This is a genomic window from Vibrio sp. T11.5 (genome assembly GCF_027587155.1).
GTDB lineage: Bacteria > Pseudomonadota > Gammaproteobacteria > Enterobacterales > Vibrionaceae > Vibrio > Vibrio neptunius.
In genome coordinates, this window is the sequence record NZ_JAPPTP010000010.1 from 38,305 (window position 1) to 60,042 (window position 21,738).

Sequence of the window (21,738 nt, forward strand, 5' to 3'; positions counted from 1 at the left end):
TTATGTAGCTTCAATGGAGTCGCGAGAGTACATCGCTGATCTTCTTAAATACGGTACAAGACAAAAGTAAAAAAAGAGCGCCCCAGAAGGCGCTTTTTATATAGTGAAACCTAGCCTTTACAGTCCGCCTTGTTGCTGCGCCTGTTTTACTAATGCCTGACGTTGAGCTTCCTTAGTTTTTACCACTTCACTTTCCTTTTCCGCTTTGCTTTCTTCAATAGAAGGAACAAAGACAAAGTACTTATTAATAGTCATCTCAAGAACCTCAATTTAGATTGTTATAAACCGTCCAGGTTAAGCTATTCACCAATGCCGCGTTAAAGGTTCACGCGACTCCTTGTGGTAGGTTTCAAAAAATAGAGGATGTCAGCTAGGCTAACATCCTCCATAACGTATTAATTGTAGTAGGAGTGTGGGGTATTATAAAATACCGTACTAATCCCCTTTAAACTGATTTATACGTCGTAAGTCGTCGACGCTGTGTCACCGCCTGTACCAGTCCAGTTCGTGTGGAAGAACTCACCACGTGGACGGTCAGTACGCTCGTAAGTGTGAGCACCGAAGTAGTCACGTTGAGCTTGGAGTAGGTTAGCTGGTAGACGCGCTGTAGTGTAACCGTCTAGGAACGACAAGGCCGAGATGGTACAAGGCATTGGGATGCCAGCTTCTAGCGACTTAGCCGCGACTTTGCGCCATGCGCTGAGGCTGTTTTGTAGAATGCCTTTAAAGTAGTCATCTGAACCTAGGAATGCGATATCTGGGTTCGCTTCGTACGCATCACGGATGTTACCTAGGAAAGCAGAGCGGATGATACAACCACCACGCCACATTAGAGCGACATTACCGTAGTTTAGGTCCCAAGCGTTCTCGTTAGATGCTTCGCGCATTAGCATAAAGCCTTGAGCGTAAGAGATGATCTTAGAAGCCAGTAGAGCTTGACGAAGTGCATCAACCCACTCTTGCTTGTCACCTTCAACTGGTGTGATTGTCTTGCCGAATAGAGATTCAGCTTCAACACGTTGGTCTTTAAGAGCAGATAGGCAACGAGAGAATACAGACTCAGAGATCAGCGTCAGTGGAATACCTAGGTCTAGCGCGTTGATACCTGTCCATTTACCAGTACCTTTTTGGCCAGCAGTATCTAGGATCTTCTCTACTAGTGGTTCACCGTCTTGATCTTTGTAACCAAGGATGTCCGCTGTGATTTCGACTAGGTAGCTGTCTAGCTCAGTCTTGTTCCAGTCAGCGAAGACTGCTTGCATCTCGTCAGCAGACATACCAAGGCCATCTTTCATGAACTGGTATGCTTCAGTGATCAGCTGCATGTCGCCGTATTCGATGCCGTTGTGAACCATCTTAACGAAGTGGCCAGCACCGTCGTTACCAACCCAGTCACAACAAGGTTCGCCAGCGTCAGTTTTTGCAGAGATACCTTGGAAGATAGGCTTAACCGCTTCCCAAGCTTCCGCTGCGCCACCTGGCATGATAGAAGGACCAAAACGCGCGCCTTCTTCGCCACCAGAAACACCCGAACCGATGAAGTGGATGCCTTTCTCACGAAGAGCAGCCACACGACGGTTTGTGTCTGGGTAGTTAGTGTTACCACCATCGATGATGATGTCGCCTTTGTCTAACAGAGGCACAAGTGCTTCGATGAACTTGTCAACGACGTCGCCCGCGCGAACCATTAGCATCACTTTACGTGGCGCCTCTAGCTTCTCAACTAGCTCTTCTAGAGAGTACGCACCGAAGATGTTAGTGCCTTTTGCTGGGCCCTCTAGGAATTCGTCTACTTTCGCAGCAGTACGGTTGTGAGCAACCACTTTAAAGCCGTGATCGTTCATGTTCAGGATAAGGTTTTGACCCATTACTGCTAGGCCAATGACACCGATATCACCTTTCATTATTTCTCTCCAATTTCTCTAAAAATGGACGCTCGCATTACGCGATTTTTGCTGCTGCGTCTGAATCTAAGTACCACTCGGTCTCGCCAGCTTTAGACTGGATTTTCGCCGCTGGATACGGCAGCTCGCTTGCCGGAGTAGTATGAATTTCGTTTACGATTCCAACTTTGCCTGCACCAAGTACAAGATAGCTGATACGCTTAGCGGCTTCTAAAACTTTCGCTGTTTTAGAAACACGAATCTGGCCTGATTCAGGGTGAGAAGCCAATACTGATAGGTTCTCATCTTGATAGTCAGTTTGGCCTGGGAACAGTGATGCTGTGTGGCCATCTGCACCAACGCCTAGCAGAATCCAATCGAAAACAGGTGTGCCGTTTTCAGTCGGAATTACATCTGCCATCTCTTGTGCGAATCGCTCAGCTTCCGCTTTTGGTTCTTCTTCGCCACGGATGCGATGGATGTTTTCAGCTGGTAGGTTCACTTGGCTAAATAGCAATGTGTTCGCTTCACCGTAGTTGCTTTCTGTATCGTCAGGTGCCACACAGCGCTCGTCACCCCACCAGAAGTGCAGGTTGTTCCACTGGATGGATGTAGCGTATTTGTCGGTTGATAGTAGCTTAAACAGCATTTTAGGTGTGCTACCACCAGACAGTGAAATATGAACAGGTCGACCTAGTTCGCTGAACGCTTTCATGTCGTTCGCTAAGCTTTCTACCACCTGTTCTGCTGTTGGGAAGATCTTATGGTTGATCATAGTTCGCAGTAGTCCGTGTCTGTTAGGTTTTTACATGGGAAGCGCCAAGCGCGGTCAGCGCGTTGAAGTAGATCGTCTGCTTCTTTTGGCCCCCATGTACCACAGGCGTAACCAAATAGCGCTTGTGGGTCTTGTTTGAAATCGAGTATTGGCTGAACGTACTTCCAGCAAGCTTCTACGGCATCAGTACGCGCGAATAGAGTAGCATCGCCATTCAAAGCATCAAGTAGTAAACGCTCATACGCAGTCAGCATCTGAGTCTCTTCCAAATCATTGTAAGAGAAGTTCATCTTCACTTCTTTAGCTTTAAAGCCAGCACCTGGTTCTTTAAGGCCAAAACTCATCTGAATGCCTTCGTCCGGTTGGATACGAATGATGAGTTTGTTTTCAGGTGCGTTCTGACCAAACACTGGGTGCGGTGTGTTCTTAAAGTGGATAACCACTTCTGTTACGCGTGTCGGCAGTCGCTTTCCAGTACGAACGTAGAATGGTACCCCGTTCCAACGCCAGTTGTTGATGTAGGCTTTTAGACCAATGTAGGTTTCAGTACGTGAATCTTCGGCGACACCGTTTTCTTCACGGTAGCCCAGTAAGTGCTCTCCGCGAACTTCAGATGCGGTGTATTGGCCGAGAACAAGGTCTTTACGCAGAGATTCTTCGTCTAGAGGTTTCAAACACTGTAGAACTTTAACCACTTCGTCACGCATTGAATCGGCGTTGATTTGTGCTGGTGGCTCCATCCCAACCATAGCAAGAACCTGTAGTAGGTGGTTTTGGAACATGTCACGTACCGCACCAGAGCCATCGTAATAGCCGCCACGCTCTTCAACACCGAGGAATTCAGCACCGGTGATCTCAACGTATTCAATAAAGTTGCGATTCCAAAGCGGCTCAAACATCGCATTTGAGAAACGCAGAACCAGTAGATTCTGTACAGTTTCTTTACCAAGGTAATGGTCGATACGGTAGATTTGGTGCTCTTGGAAGTGTTCGTGAATCTCTTTATCGAGCTTTTGAGCAGACTCAAGATCGTAGCCGAACGGCTTTTCGATGATGAGTCGTTTCCAACCATCCTCTTCGTTACTTAGACCATGTGTAGCAAGGCTAGCAGGAATGATACTGTATAGGCTTGGTGGAGTAGCTAAGTAGAATAGTGTGTTACGTTGCTCGAAGTGGTACTGTTCGGACAGTTGGTCAAGACGGGTAACCAGTTTGCTGTAGTCTGCGGTATCAGAGGTGTTGATCGCTTGGTAGTGCAAGTGATTAATGAATGCATCTAGCGTTGCAGGCTCAGTTTTTTCCATTTCCTGAAGTGAGTACTTCAATTTCTCGCGGTAAGACTCGTCGCTGTATTCCGTGCGGCTGACACCTAGAATGGCGAAGTTTTGTGGAAGCTGCTTACTCGCATAAAGGTGGTATAAAGCAGGGATTAACTTACGATACGTTAAGTCTCCCGAAGCACCAAAAATAACGATGCTGCTGTTTTCTGGTATTACCATCATCTTTCCCTTAGAAACGAGGTAGTTATCATGTGCCGTCAATGCTGGCCTTTGGAAGTGCCAACCCTATCAACGGGACTTCAAAATTGATAATCGGTGATGCCTATTACTTTGATAGCCAAAACCTTAATCTTCTTGAGCTATAGAGATAAATCTCAGTTCGGCAGCGTATTGTCTATGAGTATTTGATATACATCAACCTTTGTGAAGGCAATCGATTAAATATTGACTAGCCAAATAGTCAGATTATTGATTTTTATAGGTTTATAGAGAGGTTGGATAGATGAGTATAAATGGAGTTAAAACTCTATTTGTTTACATGATTGAAACGTTTTATACGGATCTAGAATGAAATCCTCAGGTGCTCTTTGATGGTTTGAATATGCGTTTCTCTTTCGACAGGAACGATTTGCTGAGGCGTTAAGAACATCTCAGCGTATTTCTGATCAATTTCGTATTCTAAGAAGAGTAAGTAAAGCTTAGGATCGATATGACCTGAAGTGGCCATGTGGGTCATGATGTTAAGTGATTCCTCTAGGTTCTTCGCTTTTTTATAAGGTCTGTCACTGGAAGTGAGTGCTTCAAATATATCCGCAATGGCCATAACTCTGGCCGGGATAGAAAGTTGGTCTTCATTCAACCCTCTTGGGTACCCTTTACCATCCAAGCGTTCATGGTGTCCACCTGCAATTTCTGGGATATTTTTCAAATGTTCAGGGTAAGGAAGGCAGCCAAGCATCGCAATCGTCTGGATGATGTGATCGTTGATGATGAAGCGTTCTTCATTATTCAGGGTTCCGTAGCGAATGGAGAGGTTGTATAGTTCGCCACGATTGTATTTGAGGTCGCTTGGTTGCAGCACGAAACTCTCTTTCCAGACATCTTGTGGGCTTTCGCCCTGTTCCCATGGTATTTGGTGGACTTGTTTGTCGCTCAGTAAAGGCTCCATTACGGGCAATGTTTCAGTTCTACCAGCGCGTTGTTTTTCTACCCAAGATACACCAGCTTGATCATCCAAAGTTCTCTTCCACTGTCTTTTTGCTATGTTATTGAGCCGTTCAATGGCAGATTGTTCCATTTGCTCACTACCGATATTACACAGAGCGATAAACTGAAATTCTTCATCTAACGTTTTGTGTGTGTCTTGCAGGGTGCGTTTTAATTCGGGCGCGCTACCTCCTTGGTAAAGCCCTTGCCAGTATTCCACTTCAGCTTGTGCTTTGAGCAATTCAAAACGCATTCGGACTTCATGGATGCGATCGTAAATGGTTTCTAGTTTTGTTGCTTTATCTATCACGTATTCCGGTGTGGTTATCTTGCCACAGTCGTGCAGCCATGCCGCTAGGTGAAGTTCTTCCCACTTTTCCTTGTTCATCTTAAACTGAGGGAAGTGGATGTTGTCATCTTGTGCGACCTGAGTGAGCATTTTTGTTAATTCAGGTACACGTTGGCAATGGCTACCTGTGTAGGGGGATTTAGTATCTATTGCGGAAGCCATCAATTCGATGAATGCGTTTAGCATATCTTTTTGTTGCTGCATCTGATCGATGTTTTCTTTGGCGATTTCAGCAAAGCTCAGCAGTTCTTTGAGGAAGGCATGTTTGTCGCATTGTCCTTTAGTGATGTTTCGTTCATACCCAAGCAGTAAAATACCAACTAAACGTTTTTCTTTGTTGAGTAGTGGGAAAAAGTAGACGTCAGAATTATAGAAACGTTCTTTATATCGGTTGAGGACATTGTCACTTCGATTGAGGTGTACAATCTCACCTCGGTGTAAGTCGGTTTTTAACCAAGCCGTTTCAGACAGGAATTCATTTAACTCGATTTTAAATGGAATAATGGCATGGTTTGCCGAAACTTCAAACGCATTCTGCTTTTCTGCATACGTATAGAGAACGATGGTCTCTGCTTTCGTGACAAGGTAACTTTGATGAGTGATGGTTTTGGCTAAAACAGAAAAGTCCTGATTGCTGGCTGTCTCTCGCAATAACCTCAGTAAGTCGTGCAATGTGTGTTCCATGAGTTCGATCGATTCGGTCAAATTAGCGACTTCTCTGATGGCACTCCTGGGGTAACGAGTTTTCTTAAAATCAAAGCGCGTGATGTTATCAGTCAATAATACCAAGTTGTGCAAAGGGGTGGCGAGTTTGTTAGCGACAAGCCAAACGACCAAAAAGCTCAGTGCCAGCATAACAATGGCTACTATGATTTGCCTGTCCCGCATCGACAGTAGATTTACTAATAGATCGTCTTGTGGTGTCGCCTCCGCGAGTAAAAGGCGCACATGCTCGTTAAGGACAACGGGGGTTAGCGTTACCGACCAGTCTTGACCCTCTTGGACAAAAGCTTCGTAAAGTGTTTGGCTACTATGCCGGTTGAGGATTGGTGCGAATAAGCTCTGTTCAAGCTGTTGCCGTATTTGGCCGTTTTCTTGAGTTAAGTCAATACTAGTTTGATGCTGAGCTAGAACCCTAAACTGGTTATCAAACAGAACCAATTTGGTATTGTTGGAGAAGCCAATTTCACCAATCTGCTCAGATAGTGAAGACAAAGTGAAATCTGCCGCAACGACTTTGCCTCCATCCGAGGAACGGCGAGATAAAGTCACCCCGTTGGTTTTTAGAAAGTAAAAAAAGTAGGGTTCGGTGAGTCGTATATCACCATCAGGGTCGGCATTCACAAACCAAGGCCTGACCCTTGGATCAAATTCATTGTCATTGGTTTTTTTGTAGCCGACGCGCTGATGGTTTCCATCCAGGTAGTGGAACTCATTGAAACCGTCAGTTTTGGTGAAGTTGATCATCATGCTTGCTTTGGGCGGTGCGCCAAATCTTTTGCGTGACTTATTGTCACGCAGTGGACGAATCATAGTGAACTCACCCTCTTCGTTAGCATAGAAAAGTGCAACAAGACCCTGATTTCTTTGGAAAATAAGTTCTAATGATGAAAGGAACTGCTCCGCCTTATCAGGGGCTTGGCGTTCACTGATGATGGAGCTAAGTGCCATGAAATCGAGCGTAGTGAGGATGGGGCCCGTACTTACTTTGAACGTCGACTCTAATTTACGACTATTTTCGCTGCTCAGCTCTTTGGCACTGACGGTAAGCAACTGTTGGGAGTGGTGATAGCTTATCGCAATGAGTACCGCACCAACCAAAGAGGTCAGTACTAGAAACAAGCTCGTAATATGGATGCTCAACGAATAGTGACGTTTCTTCATTTCATGCCCACTAGTGAAATACTTAATAAGTATTGGTCAATATATGAATCATGCAAAAGTTGTGGTGGATTGTATGGCGGCTCAGTTGATAGTTAGCGGATTTATAAAGGAATAGGCCATTGAATCGACTATGATTATCAGAGGTATCGTAAAGGGAATAAACAGGATGTTGACTTTAAACTATCAGATCGAAGTGGCGTCAACGCCACGAATCATCTGGAAAGTGCTCACTGAACCAGAACTGTACTCACAATGGGCAACTGCCTTTTCACCTCAGTCTCAGTTTGAAGGTGAGTGGTTAGAAGGGAATCATATCGCTTTTTTTGATCCCGAACTCGGTGGAACAAGGGCGCTTGTTGACCGGGTAGAAAAGCACAAAGTGATTGAATATCATCATATTGCTATTTTTAATCCGGAACATATTCAAGACATAGATAGTGATGCAGCACAAAAGTGGATAGGCAGTAAAGAAAGCTATCAGATTACCCCTCTGGAAAACTCAGTTTTGCTTAAAGTGACAATTGAAACTCATCCAGATTTTGTCAGCATGTTTAATGTTGGATGGGGGAAAGCGTTGCCTATGATCAAAGTAATCTGCGAGCAACAGAATCCGTAAACGGTTAACATTATGGCTGGACGACGTTGAAATTGAGGTAAATTGTCTTTATGAAGCTTGTTGTTGATACTCATACCCATACTTATGCCAGTGGCCATGCTTATAGTACGCTTATTGAGAATGCTAAGCTGGCAAAAATGAACGGTCTGGAGATGTTTTGTACCACTGATCACGCAGAATCTATGCCCGGTGCGCCGCATTACTGGTTTTTTTCAAACCAACGGGTTTTGCCTCGATTTATTGAAGGTGTTGCTGTGATTCGGGGTATTGAATCCAATATACTCAACATTCAAGGTGAAGTGGATATTCATCCCTCGTCACAAAAAAACCTTGATTGGGCAATCGCAAGTTTCCATGAAGCAGTATTTCGTCCTGCGAGTGAGAAAGAACATACTGAAGCGCTTATCAATACCATACGCAGTGGTCGAATCGATGCGCTGGGCCACTTGGGCAACCCAAACTTCGATTTTGACTATCAATCGGTTCTTGCGTGTGCCAAAGATAATAACGTTGCCATCGAAATTAATAACACCACACTAAAAGGTAATAGCAGGGTGGGGAGTGTTGAACGCTGCTATGAGATTGCACAAATCGGCAAGGAATTGGGCGTGTACTTTACCACAGGAAGTGATGCACATTTCTGTCATGAGGTCGGTAACCTTAGTTTGGTATCCAAGCTGATGGATGATGTTGGCATCGACAGTGCTCAGGTTATCACGTATTCTGTTCGTCAATTCCTTGATTTTCTTGAACTGCGTGGTCGAGTCCCTATCGAGGAGTACATCAATTTATAAGTTGATACAATTTCTATCTCAGGTGTGTTGAGTGAATTCAGTACACTTATCTCTACTATTTCAAGATAAGAACAAGACAATGAAACAGTTAATTCCGGCTCTGTTACTGATGGTATCAGCACAGGCCTTTGCGTCAGATTTCGATCTGAAGGCAACAATGAAGCAAATGAAAGTTGAATTTAAACACGCTGCTGACGCGACTGAAATTACGGACATGAAAGCAGCAGTGTCTAACCTGTCAAACCTCGTTGAACAATCGAAGCGTGGAGATTACCCACCAGAAAAGTTTGATACCTATCTTGAAGGTTTTAATAAGCTTTCAGGTGCTTTGGAGCAGATAGAAGCTGAATTGGATGCGGGTGATATGACGTCAGCGAAGGAATCCCTTCGTGAGGTCGATGATCTTCGCATTGAATATCACGATAAACGCAACCCAAGTATCTGGAGTAAGTTATTCGGCTAACTTAATGTTTTATTTGGACTGTTACCAAATTGTGCCTGTAAGAAAGGTAGGAGTAACAGTCCGATAACGGCAGCACAGATCGAGATGGTGACGAAGAAACCAGTCCAGTGAAATTGTTCCATTATCATGGCCATTGGGTATCCGGCCAGTGCGGCTCCCATATAAGCAAATAGCCCAACGAAGCCTGTTGCAGCACCTGCTGAGTCTTTGTGCGAACATTCTGCCGCAGCCATACCAATCAGCATTTGGGGACCAAATACAAAGAATCCAATCACAAAAAAGCCTGCTGCTTGAAACGCAAAATTAGTCACTGGCATTAGCCACAAAGCGGCGACTGACAAAAAGACTCCCATCGCAAAAATTAGGTTCATCGGGCCACGATTTCCACCGAATAACTTGTCTGAGCCCCAGCCAGCCACCAGAGAGCCGATAAAACCGCCGATTTCAAACAAGGACAAAGCAGCATTTGCGTTGATCAAATCGAAGTTATGTTGTTCAGTAAGGTAAAGGTTACCCCAATCATTCACCGCTGTTCGTACGATGTAAACCAGCACATAGCTAAACGCCAGCAACCAAATGTATTTGTTGTTCAGGACGTAGGTACGCAATATTTGGTGAGATTTGAGGCCAATACCATCGTTCTCTTGTGCCAGCTCCAGCTTGTCGTTTTTCCATCGACCTATGGTGGGTAACCCCATGGTGATAGGTTTGTCTCTGAGTCTCCAACAAAGGAAAAGTCCGATGATGACACCAATCACCCCTGGGACAATAAAACCTTCTCGCCAGCTGTAATGCAGGACCATGTAACTGACCACAAGAGGGATTAACGCGCCACCAACGTTATGAGCGGTATTCCAGATTGCCCAAAAGAAACCACGTTCTGAGCGTGAATACCATGTAGTCAGCAGCTTTGAACAGGAAGGCCACCCCCAACCCTGAAACCAAGCATTCAGAACCCAAAGTGTGAAAAGTGCGTAGAGTGAACTGGATAAACCGAACATAATGTTAATGATGCCAGTTGCAATTAAACCAAGTCCCATGAAATAGCGAGGATTGGAGCGATCCGAGACGATTCCGGAAATAAACTTAGATAAACCGTAGGTCAAATAGAAGAAGGTGCCCATTAAACCTATGTCACCTTTGTCTAAGCCTAGGTCTGTGATCAAAGCGGGCGTGGCGTAATTAAATGTCTTACGGGTAAAGTAAAAACCAGCATAGCCGAGATACATGCCGACCATGATGTGCAGTCGCCAGTAATGGTAAGTTGAGTTTACCTCTTGGGAACTGCGATTAGGTGCATCGATAAAATCGGACATATGCTAAACCTCAAATCCCTGGTAGCTCGACATGGATAGCAGTCCCATGTTGTTCTGACTCATGCTGGCTATAGCTGCGAATATTAAACCTGCCACCGAGTGCTTGCACTCGCTCTTGCATACCTTTTAAGCCAAAGCCTTTTTGGCTGTCCTGCAGTTTGAATCCAATGCCGTTATCTTGGATGTTCAGTTCGACGTTCTCACCCAGCTTGATATCTATTTCTAAACAGCTTGCCTGAGCGTACTTTTTCGCATTGTTGAGGGCTTCTTGACATATTCGATACAAAGTGGCGCTGGTCGCATCGCTAAGCGCTGATACATCCTTGCCTTGCAGCTGGAATGTGACATCAACGCCTTGCTGCTCAAATTCCATTTCACGAACCAACTGCTTAAGTGCGTCGATCAGGTCAAGGTCGTCTAGTGCTTTGGGCCTGAGCCGAGTCAAGAGCCCTTTGGTCGTGTCATAAACGTTCAGCGATAGAGATTCGATAGTGGTGGCGCAGTTAGCGCTCATCTCTGAGTTTTCAACGCGCTTAATGATGCTAGCTTGAGTGCGGATGGCTGTAATATTCTGTCCAATTTCGTCGTGTAGCTCGCGTGCGACTTCTTGACGGACGGATTCCTCGGCTTTCACCAATTGACGTGACAAGTTTTGGTTGCGGCTTAGCTCGAAGCGTAACTTTTGGTTTAGATCTCGCTGACGTTGAACGGCCATACCGAGCAATATCCCTGTTAGGGTCTGCGCGGTAATGGACAGCAGAAGGTCGGTGATTTCAATTTGAGAAACCCCACTGCGTGCTGCGATCAAAGCAATACTATTAAGCAGCGTACCAAGCATAGCGCCTTGCCAGCCGTAGCGATAAGCGAGCAGAACAATTGGAATAGCCAGGCAGAATGGCGCAAAGCGGCGCAATTCGTCGGGAAGCCCAATTTGCATGGCTATGCTGACAGAGAATAGAGCGACAAACAGAATAATCGGCTTGATCTTGAACTGAATTGGTTGAGTGATTACGTTGGAAGTGAGTGGTAGCCAGGTACTCTGAAACAAGTAGTTCCAGACAAGGTAACACGTTGGTACTAGCATAAGTCCACCCGTGATACTGACCAACCATACTAAGCTCAGTGGGTCTGCGTGGTTACTTACGGCTACAACGTTGATCAATGACGTCAATATGATTGCAGAGGCTTGCACTATTAAGCGCTGAGATTGGCTACCATAGTTGAAACGCATAGCCAATGCTGTAACGGGAATGCTGGCCATACTGGCAGCTATCACGGTGAGCCATTGAGGTTGCTCCAATAGTAACGCGAGGCAGACAGTGAGTAGCCATTCTGCCGTGTAAATCGCGGGCCAGTGTTTTTTGGCGGTGTGTAATGTTACGCCCAGTCTAAGAGCGAAGGGAAAAAAGAGTATCGCCAACTCGGCGTCATTGACAAAGTAATAGGAAATGACCCAAAGACAAAACCAGCTACATAGGGTGATAAACCAAGCACAAGCAGAAGTGATTAGATAGTTACGCATCAGAGCGGAATTTCCTGACTGAACAGCTTAGCCAGTTCAACGTTGTTTTTGACCGCGAGTTTATCCATAGCGTTGGCGCGATGGACATGAACCGTCTTATGGCTCAAGCCGAGTTGATTGGCTACTAGCTTGACATCCATACCCGCTGCGAGCAATTCACAGACTTGCTTTTCTCGTTTGGTTAGCTGGCTCAATGTAGCGGTTGTTGCTTTAGGCGAGGCTAATTTCAATGCGATTTCTGGTGTTAAATAACAGCCGCCAGTGGCCGCTGTTCGCACCGCTTGAACCAGCTCGTCGGGGTTGCATCTTTTCGTTAAATAACCAAGAGCCCCTGCTTCCAGTGCTTTTTCTACCATTGCAGGAGAGTCATGGACACTTAGCATCACGCAGGCGATCCCCGAAGGGATAGACTCCAGTAGAGTGAGGCCACTTTCATCTGGCATAGAAATATCGACAATGCACACATGAGCGTCACTGCCGGGCAAGCCTTGTTTGGCATCGGACACAGAACTGAATTCCCCCACGATGTTAATGTCACTTTCCAAGCTTAGCAGCTGGGAAAAACCGGATCGAACGATGATGTGATCATCAACGAGAGCAACATTTATCATGGCAATTATCCAAGCAAGGTAGAATCAGGGGTAAGTTACCGTTAAGTTTGCCAATAGGCAAATAGCGTTTGGAACTAAAAAAGCGCTATCTATATCTCTCTGAATCAGGCAAAGCAGAGAGTATTAGATAGCGCTAAGGGGGGTATTAAGCGTTGACTTGAGCGAGCTGCTTTTTAGCTTTACGAATTTTCTTCTCTTCAGCTATCGCTACGAAAGCAAGTAAGCCGATACAGATAGCTGCAGAAGTATCCAGAGCAGCAAAAGTACCTTGCCAACCTGTCAGACCAAAAATAGGTGTACCATCTGCAATCATACCCAGTCCAAGTTTCGCGAAACTATCGCCGATAAGATACGCAAACGTCCCTTTAACGCCGTCAGCGACACTGATTGCTTTCTTCGGTACAAAGCCAACAGCTGCTACACCTATCAGTAATTGAGGACCAAAAACGAGAAAGCCTAATACAAATAGTGAAGCGAGGTACATGAACTCACTGGTGGCGTGTTGGTAGAACTCAAGTGATACGATAATCAAACCTAGTGATACACAAGCAACCAGGGCACGGCGACCGTTAGCTAAGTCTGACAAGTAACCCCACATTAATGTACCAACTAGGGCGCCTACTTCGAATAGGGTGAAACCAGAAATTGCTGTTTCTTTCGATAGACCAAGCTCTTGGTATGCATAAACCGTTGACCATTGGTCGATACCAATGCGCACGATATAAAGGAAAATGTTGGCGAAACACAGCAGCCAGATCACTTTGTTTTTCAGGACATATTCAACAAAGATTTCTCGCTTCGACATTTGCTGCTCTTCTGCGGCGTTGTCCTCTTCGCTGACAACCTCATCGAACAACTCTTCTACTTTACCCAAACCATAGGCTTCTGGAGAATCGTTACCAAAGCGCATACCGATAAAACCAACAATCAGCGCGATGATAGATGGGAAGATGAACATGCCGATCACGTGACCATCGAATAGGTAATTCGCCCCGAATAGAGCAACACCTGCAGCGCCCGCACCGCCAACGTTGTGAGACATGTTCCACAGGCCAAGGTATGAACCGCGTTTGTTGCGAGGTGTCCACTTGGTGATAGTGGAATAGCTAGAAGGGCCACCGGTACTCTGGAAGAAACCACTCAAAGCATAGAATGCGACCATTAGGAAAAGGCTGATACTACCACCACCCATGCTCATACTGAAACCCAGCATAGCCAAGCCAGAGAGGATGAGCATGAAAGGCAGAAACTGTTTGGTGTTTTTGCCATCAGCATAATAAGACACCACAGTCTTGCCTATGCCATAAGTAATCGAGAAGCCAAGACCGATCAAGCCAAGCTCTGTCATTGACAGGCCATAAGTGGAGATCATATCGTTCTGTGCAATATTAAAGTTCTTGCGGATCAGGTACATGGTCATGTAGCCAATGAATACGACAAGGTAAGATTGCAAGAAGGGTTTAAACCACATTTTGCGGCGTACTTCGACTGGCAAGTCCAATGTCGGTTTACGCACTTGTTCTAGAAATTTCAACATAGTGAATCCTTAGAGCCCAGCTTAGCCCTTTGGGCGAAGCAAATAATAAATTTGGTTGACTTAGCTGATGGACAATCAGAGTTAAATCGATGGCGCTAAGTGTATTCACCGTGATACGTTGTGGCTTGAGAGATGCTCTTAGGTGAGTTAGGAATATTTCCTAGATCGAACTAGCTAGTGAGTGTTTCGTGAATAACGTCACATGATTTGCTGAATGCGTTTCGGTTAGTTATTGTTCCTTTTATCGAAAAGTTATGACTAAGCTTATATTTTGCGGCGTAAATGGCTGAGTTTGTTAACTTCACGTTATATAGTGACAGCTAATAAATCGAGAGTGATCATGTTACGCGCAACGAATTTTAACCGGATGATGTTATTGGCGAGTGCCCTGAGTTGGCTGCTCGTTTCTCTGATGCCGGTCATAAATGCGCACGGCTCCAACGCCGGAGTTTGGGCTACCTTATGTACCATCAATGGTTTCGAACTGGTTCAGGTCGAAGAAGGTAAGCCGGAAACTCAGCACGGTAAGCCTTGTCCATTCAGTCACTTTTCTTCTTTCCACCAGGATTCACTTCCAACACCACTTTACTTTACACGACAGTCGTATGTGAGTGATGAAGCCTATGCTTTTTTGGCTCTAAGCGTTCGCTATCAGCTCGCACTCCCGCGTGCGCCGCCTTTGTCTATTGTTTGATGTAAAAATAAAATTATTAAATAAGGCATAGTGCCTCACTGTAAAGTCTACGTTCAGCAAACACCATTGAATGTTCAATTCGGATTGAATCCGAAGGGTTCTGCTGCGCGCAATAAAAAGGAAATTGTAATGTTGGGTAGTCAAACTCAGACTTCGCCTAAGGAATCTTCACGTCTATCTTCAGACAAAACTCGAATCAAATCACGCTATTTCATAACATGGCGCTGGCACTTCTATGCTGGTCTTTATGTTATCCCTTTTATGTTGATGCTCAGCCTGACAGGACTTGTAATGTTGTTTGATGATGACATCGAACAAGCCCGATACCGAGATCAAATGATCGTCATGCCGGAAACTTCAAAAGTTCCGGTCTCGCATCAACTAGAGAACGTCCAAGCCAGTTACCCTTCTGGGCAGGTGACCCAGTATATTCCTGCCGCTAAGGCGAACTTGGTTAACAAGTTCAGTGTGCGTCTCGAAGATGGAGTTTCGGTGTTTGTCACTGTGAATCCCTATAGTGGTCAGGTATTAGGTGAAATAGATCGCAGTGACAGTTGGTATCAGCTTGCGAACGAAATCCACGGAACTTTACTCATTGGTCAATGGGGGGATTACTTAATCGAAATCTCTGCTAGCTTGAGTATCTTACTTTTGGTGACGGGCATTTATTTGTGGTTACCGAGAGACAATGCAAGCAGAGCCGGATTTCTGAGACTGCGGCTTACATCGGGTATACGTATTTTGATGCGGGACTTGCATGCTAACTTGGGTGGTATGTTGTCCGTTGTGTTGCTGTTTTTTATCATTTCAGGTTTGGCTTGGGCTGGTGTTTGGGGCAGCAAGCTGGTTCAGGCATGGAATACGTTTCCCACTTACTACACTTGGGGTGATAAGCCTGAGTCGCAACTGACCCACGCTGATCTCAACCATGGTAGTGAGAAAGAAATGCCATGGAGCCTAGAACAGGCTCCGTTACCTGAATCTACGGGGCATGTACATGGAAGTGATGGTCACACGTATCATGAACCTAACTTGTATGATGCCCGTCAGAGCATTGGTATAGATTCAATAGTTGAGCAAGCACAACACCTTGGTTTTAATCAGTTTAAGCTCTTTTTACCTCAGTCTGAAACGGGTGTTTATACGCTAGCAGCGAATTCTATGGCGGGTGACATTAGCGATCCGAGAAAAGACAAAACCACTCATATAGACCAGTACACAGGTGAAGTGTTAGTGGATGTGACATGGGAAGACTACAGTCTGTTCGCTAAATTTATGGCCGCAGGCGTGTCTTTGCACCAAGGGGATGTCAGTGTGGTTAACAAGATACTCAATGTTGTGTTTTGTGTGTCGTTCATCGCTATTTCCATCACTGGTATTGTGATGTGGTGGGTCAGAAGGCCGTCAGGCAAGACTCGAGTCGGTATACCGCCTCGCTTTGAAAGTGATGGTATCTGGAAGGTAGGGGCGGTTACACTCGCTATGGTTGCCATCTTTTTCCCGCTAGCAGCGGTGACTATTGTTCTCTTTGGTGTGATTGATTGGTTTGTTTTCCGTCAGAAAATGGAAACGTCAGCAGACTAGTACAGCAACAAAAAAGGCCACCTATTGGTGGCCTCATTCACGTATGATTATGCTATTTTACTGACCAGTCGATGGTCTCACCTGCACGAATGGGTACGACAATATCCTGACCAAAGGGCATCGACTCCGCCACTGCCCACTCTTCTTTAGTGAGCGTCACGGTATCTGAGTTACGTGGTAGGCCATAGAAGTCAGGGCCATTGTGGCTCGCAAATGCTTCAAGATTATCTAGCTTACCCTCGAGTTCAAAAACTTCTGCATAAAGCTCTAGCGCGGCGTGAGCGGTGTATGAACCTGCACAACCACATGCTGCTTCCTTCATACCCTTAGCATGGGGAGCGGAATCTGTACCTAGAAAAAACTTTTTGTTACCGCTGGTTGCTGCTTCAATCAGTGCTTTTTGGTGGGTGTTGCGCTTAAGAATCGGTAGACAGTAGAAGTGAGGTTTTATTCCACCGACCAACATGTGGTTGCGGTTATACATAAGGTGGTGAGCCGTGATGGTGGCTGCAACATTATCATTGGCGTTTTTGACGAAAGCTGCCGCATCCGCTGTTGTGATGTGTTCAAGGACGATCTTCAATTCCGGGAAGTCGTTGACGATGGGAGCCAAAACGGTATCGAGAAACTCTTTCTCACGGTCAAAAATATCGACATCATGGGTAGTGACTTCCCCATGGACCAGAAGCAGCATGCCAACTTCTTGCATTGCTTCAAGCACATGATAGATGTTTGAAGCAGACGTCACACCTGAATCTGAGTTGGTTGTTGCACCTGCAGGATAGAGCTTCGCCGCAACCACTTTACCTGATGCTTTGGCCTTGCGAATTTCATCGGGTGATGTGTTATCTGTCAGATACAGTGCCATCAAGGGCTCAAATTGTTCGCTTGGCTTTTCTGCCATGATGCGCTCACGATAAGCGAGTGCCATTTCAGTGTCGGTAACTGGTGGGACTGTGTTTGGCATGATTAGCGCTCGACCATTGTAGCGGCTAATGTCGCGGACGGTATCTGTTAGAACATCACCATCGCGTAAGTGAACGTGCCAGTCGTCGGGACGAGTGATCGTAAGTGTTGTCATTATTGCTCCCACCATAATTTGAGTTGTCTGATTGGAGCCTAAGCATCAACGAAAAACTGTGAAGGCAAACGCTTACGCTTAGGCGACAGGATGATAGAGCAAAGCGCTGGTTAATGCATCTGTTTTTTATCTCATACGCCTTATTGAGGAAGAAAAGGGTAAGTCGTGAATTCAGAAACAGTGCGGGCTTACATTTCGATATACAAAACAACAATGTTGCAATTACCATACTTGAGATAATCGCAGATTGAATGATATCAAGCAGTAAATTTTCTGCTCTCAATGGGTATCTTCATGAAACATCTCGCTAAAGAGTCGGGTATAATCTCAGTAAACAACGAAGTTCAGGAATCGCAATGCCAGCTCCAACTCTTTCTCAGATAAACGTGTATCCAGTGAAATCATTAGGTGGGATTACACAATCCTCTTCGTGGGTAGAGAAGCAAGGCCTGATGTTTGACCGCCGTTTCATGCTTGCTTTGTCCGATGGCTCCATGGTGACAGCTCGCAAGTATCCACAGATGGTTAAAGTCCAATCTAGCATAACGCCAGATGGCTTAATTTTTGTCGCGGATGGCAAATCGCCACTTCGCCTAAGGTACTCAGATTTCAAAATGCAGGAAGCTCCTGCTCAGGTATGGAAAGATAACTTCACTGCTTATACTACAACGGACGAGGCGGACGATTGGTTTAGTGAAGTATTACAACAGAGAGTCGAGTTGTTGTTTTCAGGCGAGCAATCAAACCGAGTGCGAGAAAAAGTTGGGCACAACGTAAGCTTTGCCGACGGTTACCCAATGCTGGTAATTGGTCAGGGATCTTTAGATGAACTCAACCGTCGAAGTCCTGAACGTCACTCTATGGACCAGTTTCGTGCAAACTTAATCGTATCTACAAATCAAGTATTTGAGGAAGACAGCTGGAAACGAATTCGTATCGGTGAGGTAGAGTTTGAAGCGGTCAAAGCTTGTGAACGCTGCATCCTGACAACGGTTGACGTCGATAAAGGTGAATTTAGAGCCAGTAAAGAGCCACTTAATACATTATCTCAGTTTCGCGCCAACGAGCGAGGTGGTGTTTTCTTCGGTCAAAACCTAGTCGCTAAGAACGAAGGTATGGTTCGTCAGGGAGATGTTGTTGAAATTCTCGAATACAAAGAGAAAGAATTCTATCCAGACAACACTCCGCAACAATTGACGATGACATGCGTAGAACGCGAGGAAATTGCTCGTGACTTTGTCACATTTTGGTTAGAACCAGAATATGGTACTGCTCCAGCGTATCAACCCGGCCAGCATTTACCGATTTCAGTTGATATTGATGGTGAAAAATTTGCACGTCGTTATACGCTTTCTTCCAGTCCTTCAAGGCCTAGCCGGTTAGCCATTTCTGTCAAGCGTATTGACGGTGGGCAAGTATCTAATTGGCTTAACGACAACCTGAAAGTCGGTGATACGTTAGCTTGTGAAAACCCCGATGGCAGTTTCCATCTTGGAAATAAACACGATCAACCTATTTTACTTTTATCTGCGGGAAGCGGTGTGACGCCAATGTTGTCCATGCTGAGATACTTATCTGATCATGACCAAGCGGATGATGTCATCTTTTATCATCAATGCCGTAGTGTTGAAGATATCCCATGTAAAGAAGAGTTGGATCGCTATAAACGTAAACACCCTAGTTTGAGAGTGTTGATTTCGCTGTCTCAGCCTCCTCTTGACTGGTTTGGTTTAAAAGGTCGCTTAACGACCGCTCACTTAAAGCAGATTGAAAACCTTGAACAGCGTCAGGTGTTTGTATGTGGTCCTGATGGTTTTATGCAGAAAGCCAAAAACCTTCTGTTGAAAAAAGGGCTGCCAGAAGAGTATTACCATCAAGAAGCGTTTAGTGTTTCACGAACCACTACACAACCTTTTAAACAGGTTCAGATTAGTGTTAACGGTCAGCCTTTTGTCGGCAATAACCAGCAGCCTTTACTGGAACAGGCGGAGGATGCAGGTATTCCAATTGCACATAGCTGTCGTGCTGGTTTGTGTGGTGCATGTAGAGTGACGATTGAATCGGGAAAAGTCCACCAACCGGATGTGCCCGGATTGCAAGATCACGAAATAAATATGGGCGTTGCTCTTGCTTGCTGCTGTATTCCTGAAACAGATATTGATGTGGTGAGTTAACTTTTGAAGCTTATTGGTAAAAAGCCCCGAACCAATGGTCCGAGGCTTTTTTTAGTGTGAATACTTTGTTTAATTTATATTTAGGGTGTATTCATCAGTCTGAGCCAACTGACGTGTCGTAACTCAGTGAAATAATGATATTAAAAACAATAGGATGACGTAACTGTACGATCGGACAGGTTTTGTATTAAATTTGATAAGAAATAGTATATTAAAGCAAAAAATATACTAATAACTAATCAAACTAACTTTGATTATTTGTTACTAAAGTGGGATTGGCTACTTTCCCTTACTGGTACGGTTTAATATGCCCACCAAGCAAAGCTCGCGTTACCGCTTGGCAGCGATTGGTCGCACCGAGCTTTTTGCAAGCGTTGCTGAGGTGGAACTTTACGGTTCTCTCAGTACAGTTAACAATCCCCGCTATTTCTAATGCACTTTTTCCATCGGCTGCCCAAGTCAGACACTCTATTTCCCGATTGGTGAGTATCGTCTTGGTGCTTTCGGCTTGAGAAGCTTTAGCTAGATGACATAGATTCTGAACAATTAGAGGAACAATCAATTGAGTGAACAGCAACACATCAGTGTTGGTCGGGTAGCTTATGACGTCGGAAGTAGCGAAGCTGAGCATGCCGACTTCGCCATTCAATCCGTGAATGGGAATGCTGATACCTTGTTCTATTTTGTTGACATGTGATAACGAGTAGAATTCTTCACAATGAGTATCAATTTGCTTAGCAGATTGCCAAACGCTGGGCATAGAATTTGAAGCACCAAATTTACTGATTACGTCAACATACATTAGCCCTAGACTGAAGGCGTCTTCTCGACATGGATTGGGAAAGTTGTCTACGACAATAAATCGACCATTTTTGATATGCGGTTCAAAGGACACACCCAGCACAAAGTACTCACTGTTAACAATCGTGTTCAACCGCGCCAGCAACTCTTGCATTGAGTCAATAGAATCAATGGTTTGATAGTCATCGATCAGACGTAGAATTTCTTTCATTTATTGCCAATAACGTCGCTTTTTTCTACTTATAACAAATTACATTCTGGTTATGTAATGTTTTTATTACGTTCGAAGTGAGAGTGTGGCATTTTTGAACATTAAAGCAGCGAAAATATAATAAAAGGCGCATTTAGCGCCTTGTATCATTTTACAACCTGAAGGACGGTGTCATTATCTTTTGCGTATGACTCGATTTCTTTCGGGGGTCTTCTATCTGTGATGATGAGATCTACGTCGGCGATAGTGCCAAGCTTGACCATGGCATTGCGACCAAATTTACTATTGTCCACACCGAGAAGAACTGAACGACTGTTCTCAATTATTGCTCTTTTGACGCGAACCTCATGATAGTCGAAGTCGAGTAATGAGCCGTCATAGTCAATGCCTGAAATGCCGAGAATACCAAAATCAAGGCGGAACTGAGAAATAAAGTCTAGTGTTGCTTCACCAGTTACCCCCCCGTCTTTGCCGCGGACTTCACCACCAGCAAGAATGACTTTAAAGTCAGGTTTAGACATTAGAATTGTTGCGACGTTGATGTTGTTGGTTACGATACGCAGATTCTGGTGTTTTCCGAGCAGGGCTCGTGCAACCGCTTCTGGGGTGGTCCCAATATCAATAAACAAAGTTGCACCGTCAGGAATATGTTTCACTAGCTCTAAAGCAATTTGGCCTTTTTCCTTTTGATAGGAAATTTGTCGAGTTTGATAAGACGAGTTTTCTGAGCTGGATGCAATGGTGGCTCCGCCATGATTTCTGCGAATCTTGTTTTCATCAGCGAGCTCATTGAGATCACGTCGGATGGTCTGTGGACTTACGTCAAAGCGTTCGACTAATTCATCTGTACTAACAAAACCCTGAGTTTGCACCAGCTCGATGATTTCCTGGTGCCGCTTAATGGCTTTCACTAACAATGTCCTTGTCTGTTGGAATAGAGTAATTCTACGGTTTGCA

At 45.0% G+C, this 21,738-nt stretch carries 18 protein-coding genes; 6 read left to right on the forward strand and 12 right to left on the reverse strand.

The annotated features are described in order from the left end of the window. Positions 1–117: 117 nt before the first annotated feature. The 5 genes from OH455_RS12160 to OH455_RS12180 form a co-directional block, all read right to left on the reverse strand. A complete protein-coding gene (locus tag OH455_RS12160) occupies positions 118–255 on the reverse strand; it encodes a hypothetical protein (RefSeq protein ID WP_206371459.1) in 138 nt (45 codons plus the stop codon). A 200-nt stretch (positions 256–455) separates the two neighbouring features. Then, positions 456–1,904 carry a decarboxylating NADP(+)-dependent phosphogluconate dehydrogenase gene (gene gnd, locus OH455_RS12165; RefSeq protein WP_269981576.1) on the reverse strand — a complete coding sequence of 483 codons (1,449 nt, stop codon included), beginning with the start codon at positions 1,902–1,904 and terminating at the stop codon, positions 456–458. A gap of 37 nt (positions 1,905–1,941) precedes the next feature. Continuing rightward, positions 1,942–2,658, reverse strand: coding sequence for a 6-phosphogluconolactonase (gene pgl, locus OH455_RS12170; RefSeq protein ID WP_269981577.1), 717 nt, complete (start codon positions 2,656–2,658; stop codon positions 1,942–1,944). After that, positions 2,655–4,157 carry a glucose-6-phosphate dehydrogenase gene (gene zwf / locus OH455_RS12175; RefSeq protein WP_269981578.1) on the reverse strand — a complete coding sequence of 501 codons (1,503 nt, stop codon included), beginning with the start codon at positions 4,155–4,157 and terminating at the stop codon, positions 2,655–2,657. The genes pgl and zwf overlap by 4 nt, the downstream gene beginning before the upstream one ends. Before the next feature lie 343 nt (positions 4,158–4,500). Continuing rightward, positions 4,501–7,377, reverse strand: a complete 2,877-nt coding sequence (locus tag OH455_RS12180; protein WP_269981579.1) for an HD domain-containing phosphohydrolase — start codon at positions 7,375–7,377, stop codon at positions 4,501–4,503. A gap of 166 nt (positions 7,378–7,543) precedes the next feature. Here OH455_RS12180 and OH455_RS12185 point away from each other — a divergent pair, with 166 nt between their 5' ends. The 3 genes from OH455_RS12185 to OH455_RS12195 all read left to right on the forward strand — a co-directional run bounded on the left by OH455_RS12185 (position 7,544) and on the right by OH455_RS12195 (position 9,250). Then, entirely contained in the window at positions 7,544–7,993 is a 450-nt protein-coding gene (locus OH455_RS12185) for an SRPBCC family protein (protein ID WP_269981580.1), read from the forward strand. Positions 7,994–8,043: 50 nt separating this feature from the next. Further along, entirely contained in the window at positions 8,044–8,787 is a 744-nt protein-coding gene (locus tag OH455_RS12190; protein WP_269981581.1) for a phosphatase, read from the forward strand. Positions 8,788–8,866: 79 nt separating this feature from the next. Then, complete coding sequence (locus tag OH455_RS12195) at positions 8,867–9,250, forward strand: cytochrome b562 (protein WP_269981582.1); 384 nt, start codon at positions 8,867–8,869, stop codon at positions 9,248–9,250. Here the strand turns inward: OH455_RS12195 and OH455_RS12200 are convergent. The 4 genes from OH455_RS12200 to uhpT all read right to left on the reverse strand — a co-directional run bounded on the left by OH455_RS12200 (position 9,247) and on the right by uhpT (position 14,236). Continuing rightward, positions 9,247–10,566, reverse strand: a complete 1,320-nt coding sequence (locus OH455_RS12200; RefSeq protein ID WP_269981583.1) for an MFS transporter — start codon at positions 10,564–10,566, stop codon at positions 9,247–9,249. The genes OH455_RS12195 and OH455_RS12200 overlap by 4 nt on opposite strands. A gap of 10 nt (positions 10,567–10,576) precedes the next feature. After that, positions 10,577–12,088 (reverse strand): signal transduction histidine-protein kinase/phosphatase UhpB, encoded by a 1,512-nt coding sequence (uhpB, locus tag OH455_RS12205; RefSeq protein WP_269981584.1) that lies wholly within the window; start codon positions 12,086–12,088, stop codon positions 10,577–10,579. Further along, complete coding sequence (gene uhpA / locus OH455_RS12210; RefSeq protein WP_269981585.1) at positions 12,088–12,699, reverse strand: transcriptional regulator UhpA; 612 nt, start codon at positions 12,697–12,699, stop codon at positions 12,088–12,090. The genes uhpB and uhpA overlap by 1 nt, the downstream gene beginning before the upstream one ends. 145 nt (positions 12,700–12,844) lie before the next feature. Then, positions 12,845–14,236, reverse strand: coding sequence for a hexose-6-phosphate:phosphate antiporter (gene uhpT, locus OH455_RS12215; RefSeq protein ID WP_269981586.1), 1,392 nt, complete (start codon positions 14,234–14,236; stop codon positions 12,845–12,847). Between the two features lie 340 nt (positions 14,237–14,576). On the opposite strand from uhpT, the gene OH455_RS12220 reads away from it, so the two are divergent. Continuing rightward, the gene (locus OH455_RS12220) at positions 14,577–14,930 is read left to right on the forward strand and encodes a hypothetical protein (RefSeq protein WP_269981587.1); all 354 of its coding nucleotides are present in this window, start codon (positions 14,577–14,579) and stop codon (positions 14,928–14,930) included. A 129-nt stretch (positions 14,931–15,059) separates the two neighbouring features. Further along, positions 15,060–16,514: a PepSY-associated TM helix domain-containing protein gene (locus OH455_RS12225; protein ID WP_269981588.1), complete on the forward strand. Its 1,455-nt coding sequence runs from the start codon at positions 15,060–15,062 to the stop codon at positions 16,512–16,514. A 52-nt stretch (positions 16,515–16,566) separates the two neighbouring features. Here the strand turns inward: OH455_RS12225 and pyrC are convergent, their stop codons facing one another. Next, on the reverse strand, positions 16,567–17,595 hold the full coding sequence (gene pyrC, locus OH455_RS12230) for a dihydroorotase (RefSeq protein ID WP_269981589.1): 1,029 nt from the start codon (positions 17,593–17,595) through the stop codon (positions 16,567–16,569). Positions 17,596–17,951: 356 nt separating this feature from the next. Here pyrC and OH455_RS12235 point away from each other — a divergent pair, with 356 nt between their 5' ends. Next, entirely contained in the window at positions 17,952–19,769 is a 1,818-nt protein-coding gene (locus OH455_RS12235) for a hybrid-cluster NAD(P)-dependent oxidoreductase (protein WP_269981590.1), read from the forward strand. Positions 19,770–20,058: 289 nt separating this feature from the next. On the opposite strand, the gene OH455_RS12240 is transcribed toward OH455_RS12235, so the two are convergent. Together OH455_RS12240 and OH455_RS12245 are read right to left on the reverse strand one after the other, a co-directional pair. After that, positions 20,059–20,781, reverse strand: coding sequence for a helix-turn-helix transcriptional regulator (locus OH455_RS12240; protein WP_269981591.1), 723 nt, complete (start codon positions 20,779–20,781; stop codon positions 20,059–20,061). Between the two features lie 146 nt (positions 20,782–20,927). Then, positions 20,928–21,692 (reverse strand): DeoR/GlpR family transcriptional regulator, encoded by a 765-nt coding sequence (locus OH455_RS12245; RefSeq protein WP_206371475.1) that lies wholly within the window; start codon positions 21,690–21,692, stop codon positions 20,928–20,930. Between the last annotated feature and the right edge of the window lie 46 nt (positions 21,693–21,738).

Coding starts and splice junctions, on each gene's coding strand:
- gnd (WP_269981576.1), bottom strand. CDS start 1,904: ATGAAAGGTGATATCGGTGTCATTGGCCTAGCAGTAATGGGTCAAAAC.
- pyrC (WP_269981589.1), bottom strand. CDS start 17,595: ATGACAACACTTACGATCACTCGTCCCGACGACTGGCACGTTCACTTA.
- OH455_RS12200 (WP_269981583.1), bottom strand. CDS start 10,566: ATGTCCGATTTTATCGATGCACCTAATCGCAGTTCCCAAGAGGTAAAC.
- pgl (WP_269981577.1), bottom strand. CDS start 2,658: ATGATCAACCATAAGATCTTCCCAACAGCAGAACAGGTGGTAGAAAGC.
- OH455_RS12225 (WP_269981588.1), top strand. CDS start 15,060: ATGTTGGGTAGTCAAACTCAGACTTCGCCTAAGGAATCTTCACGTCTA.
- uhpA (WP_269981585.1), bottom strand. CDS start 12,699: ATGATAAATGTTGCTCTCGTTGATGATCACATCATCGTTCGATCCGGT.
- uhpB (WP_269981584.1), bottom strand. CDS start 12,088: ATGCGTAACTATCTAATCACTTCTGCTTGTGCTTGGTTTATCACCCTA.
- OH455_RS12240 (WP_269981591.1), bottom strand. CDS start 20,781: ATGAAAGAAATTCTACGTCTGATCGATGACTATCAAACCATTGATTCT.
- OH455_RS12235 (WP_269981590.1), top strand. CDS start 17,952: ATGCCAGCTCCAACTCTTTCTCAGATAAACGTGTATCCAGTGAAATCA.
- OH455_RS12195 (WP_269981582.1), top strand. CDS start 8,867: ATGAAACAGTTAATTCCGGCTCTGTTACTGATGGTATCAGCACAGGCC.
- OH455_RS12185 (WP_269981580.1), top strand. CDS start 7,544: ATGTTGACTTTAAACTATCAGATCGAAGTGGCGTCAACGCCACGAATC.
- OH455_RS12180 (WP_269981579.1), bottom strand. CDS start 7,377: ATGAAGAAACGTCACTATTCGTTGAGCATCCATATTACGAGCTTGTTT.
- OH455_RS12190 (WP_269981581.1), top strand. CDS start 8,044: ATGAAGCTTGTTGTTGATACTCATACCCATACTTATGCCAGTGGCCAT.
- uhpT (WP_269981586.1), bottom strand. CDS start 14,236: ATGTTGAAATTTCTAGAACAAGTGCGTAAACCGACATTGGACTTGCCA.
- OH455_RS12160 (WP_206371459.1), bottom strand. CDS start 255: ATGACTATTAATAAGTACTTTGTCTTTGTTCCTTCTATTGAAGAAAGC.
- zwf (WP_269981578.1), bottom strand. CDS start 4,157: ATGGTAATACCAGAAAACAGCAGCATCGTTATTTTTGGTGCTTCGGGA.
- OH455_RS12220 (WP_269981587.1), top strand. CDS start 14,577: ATGTTACGCGCAACGAATTTTAACCGGATGATGTTATTGGCGAGTGCC.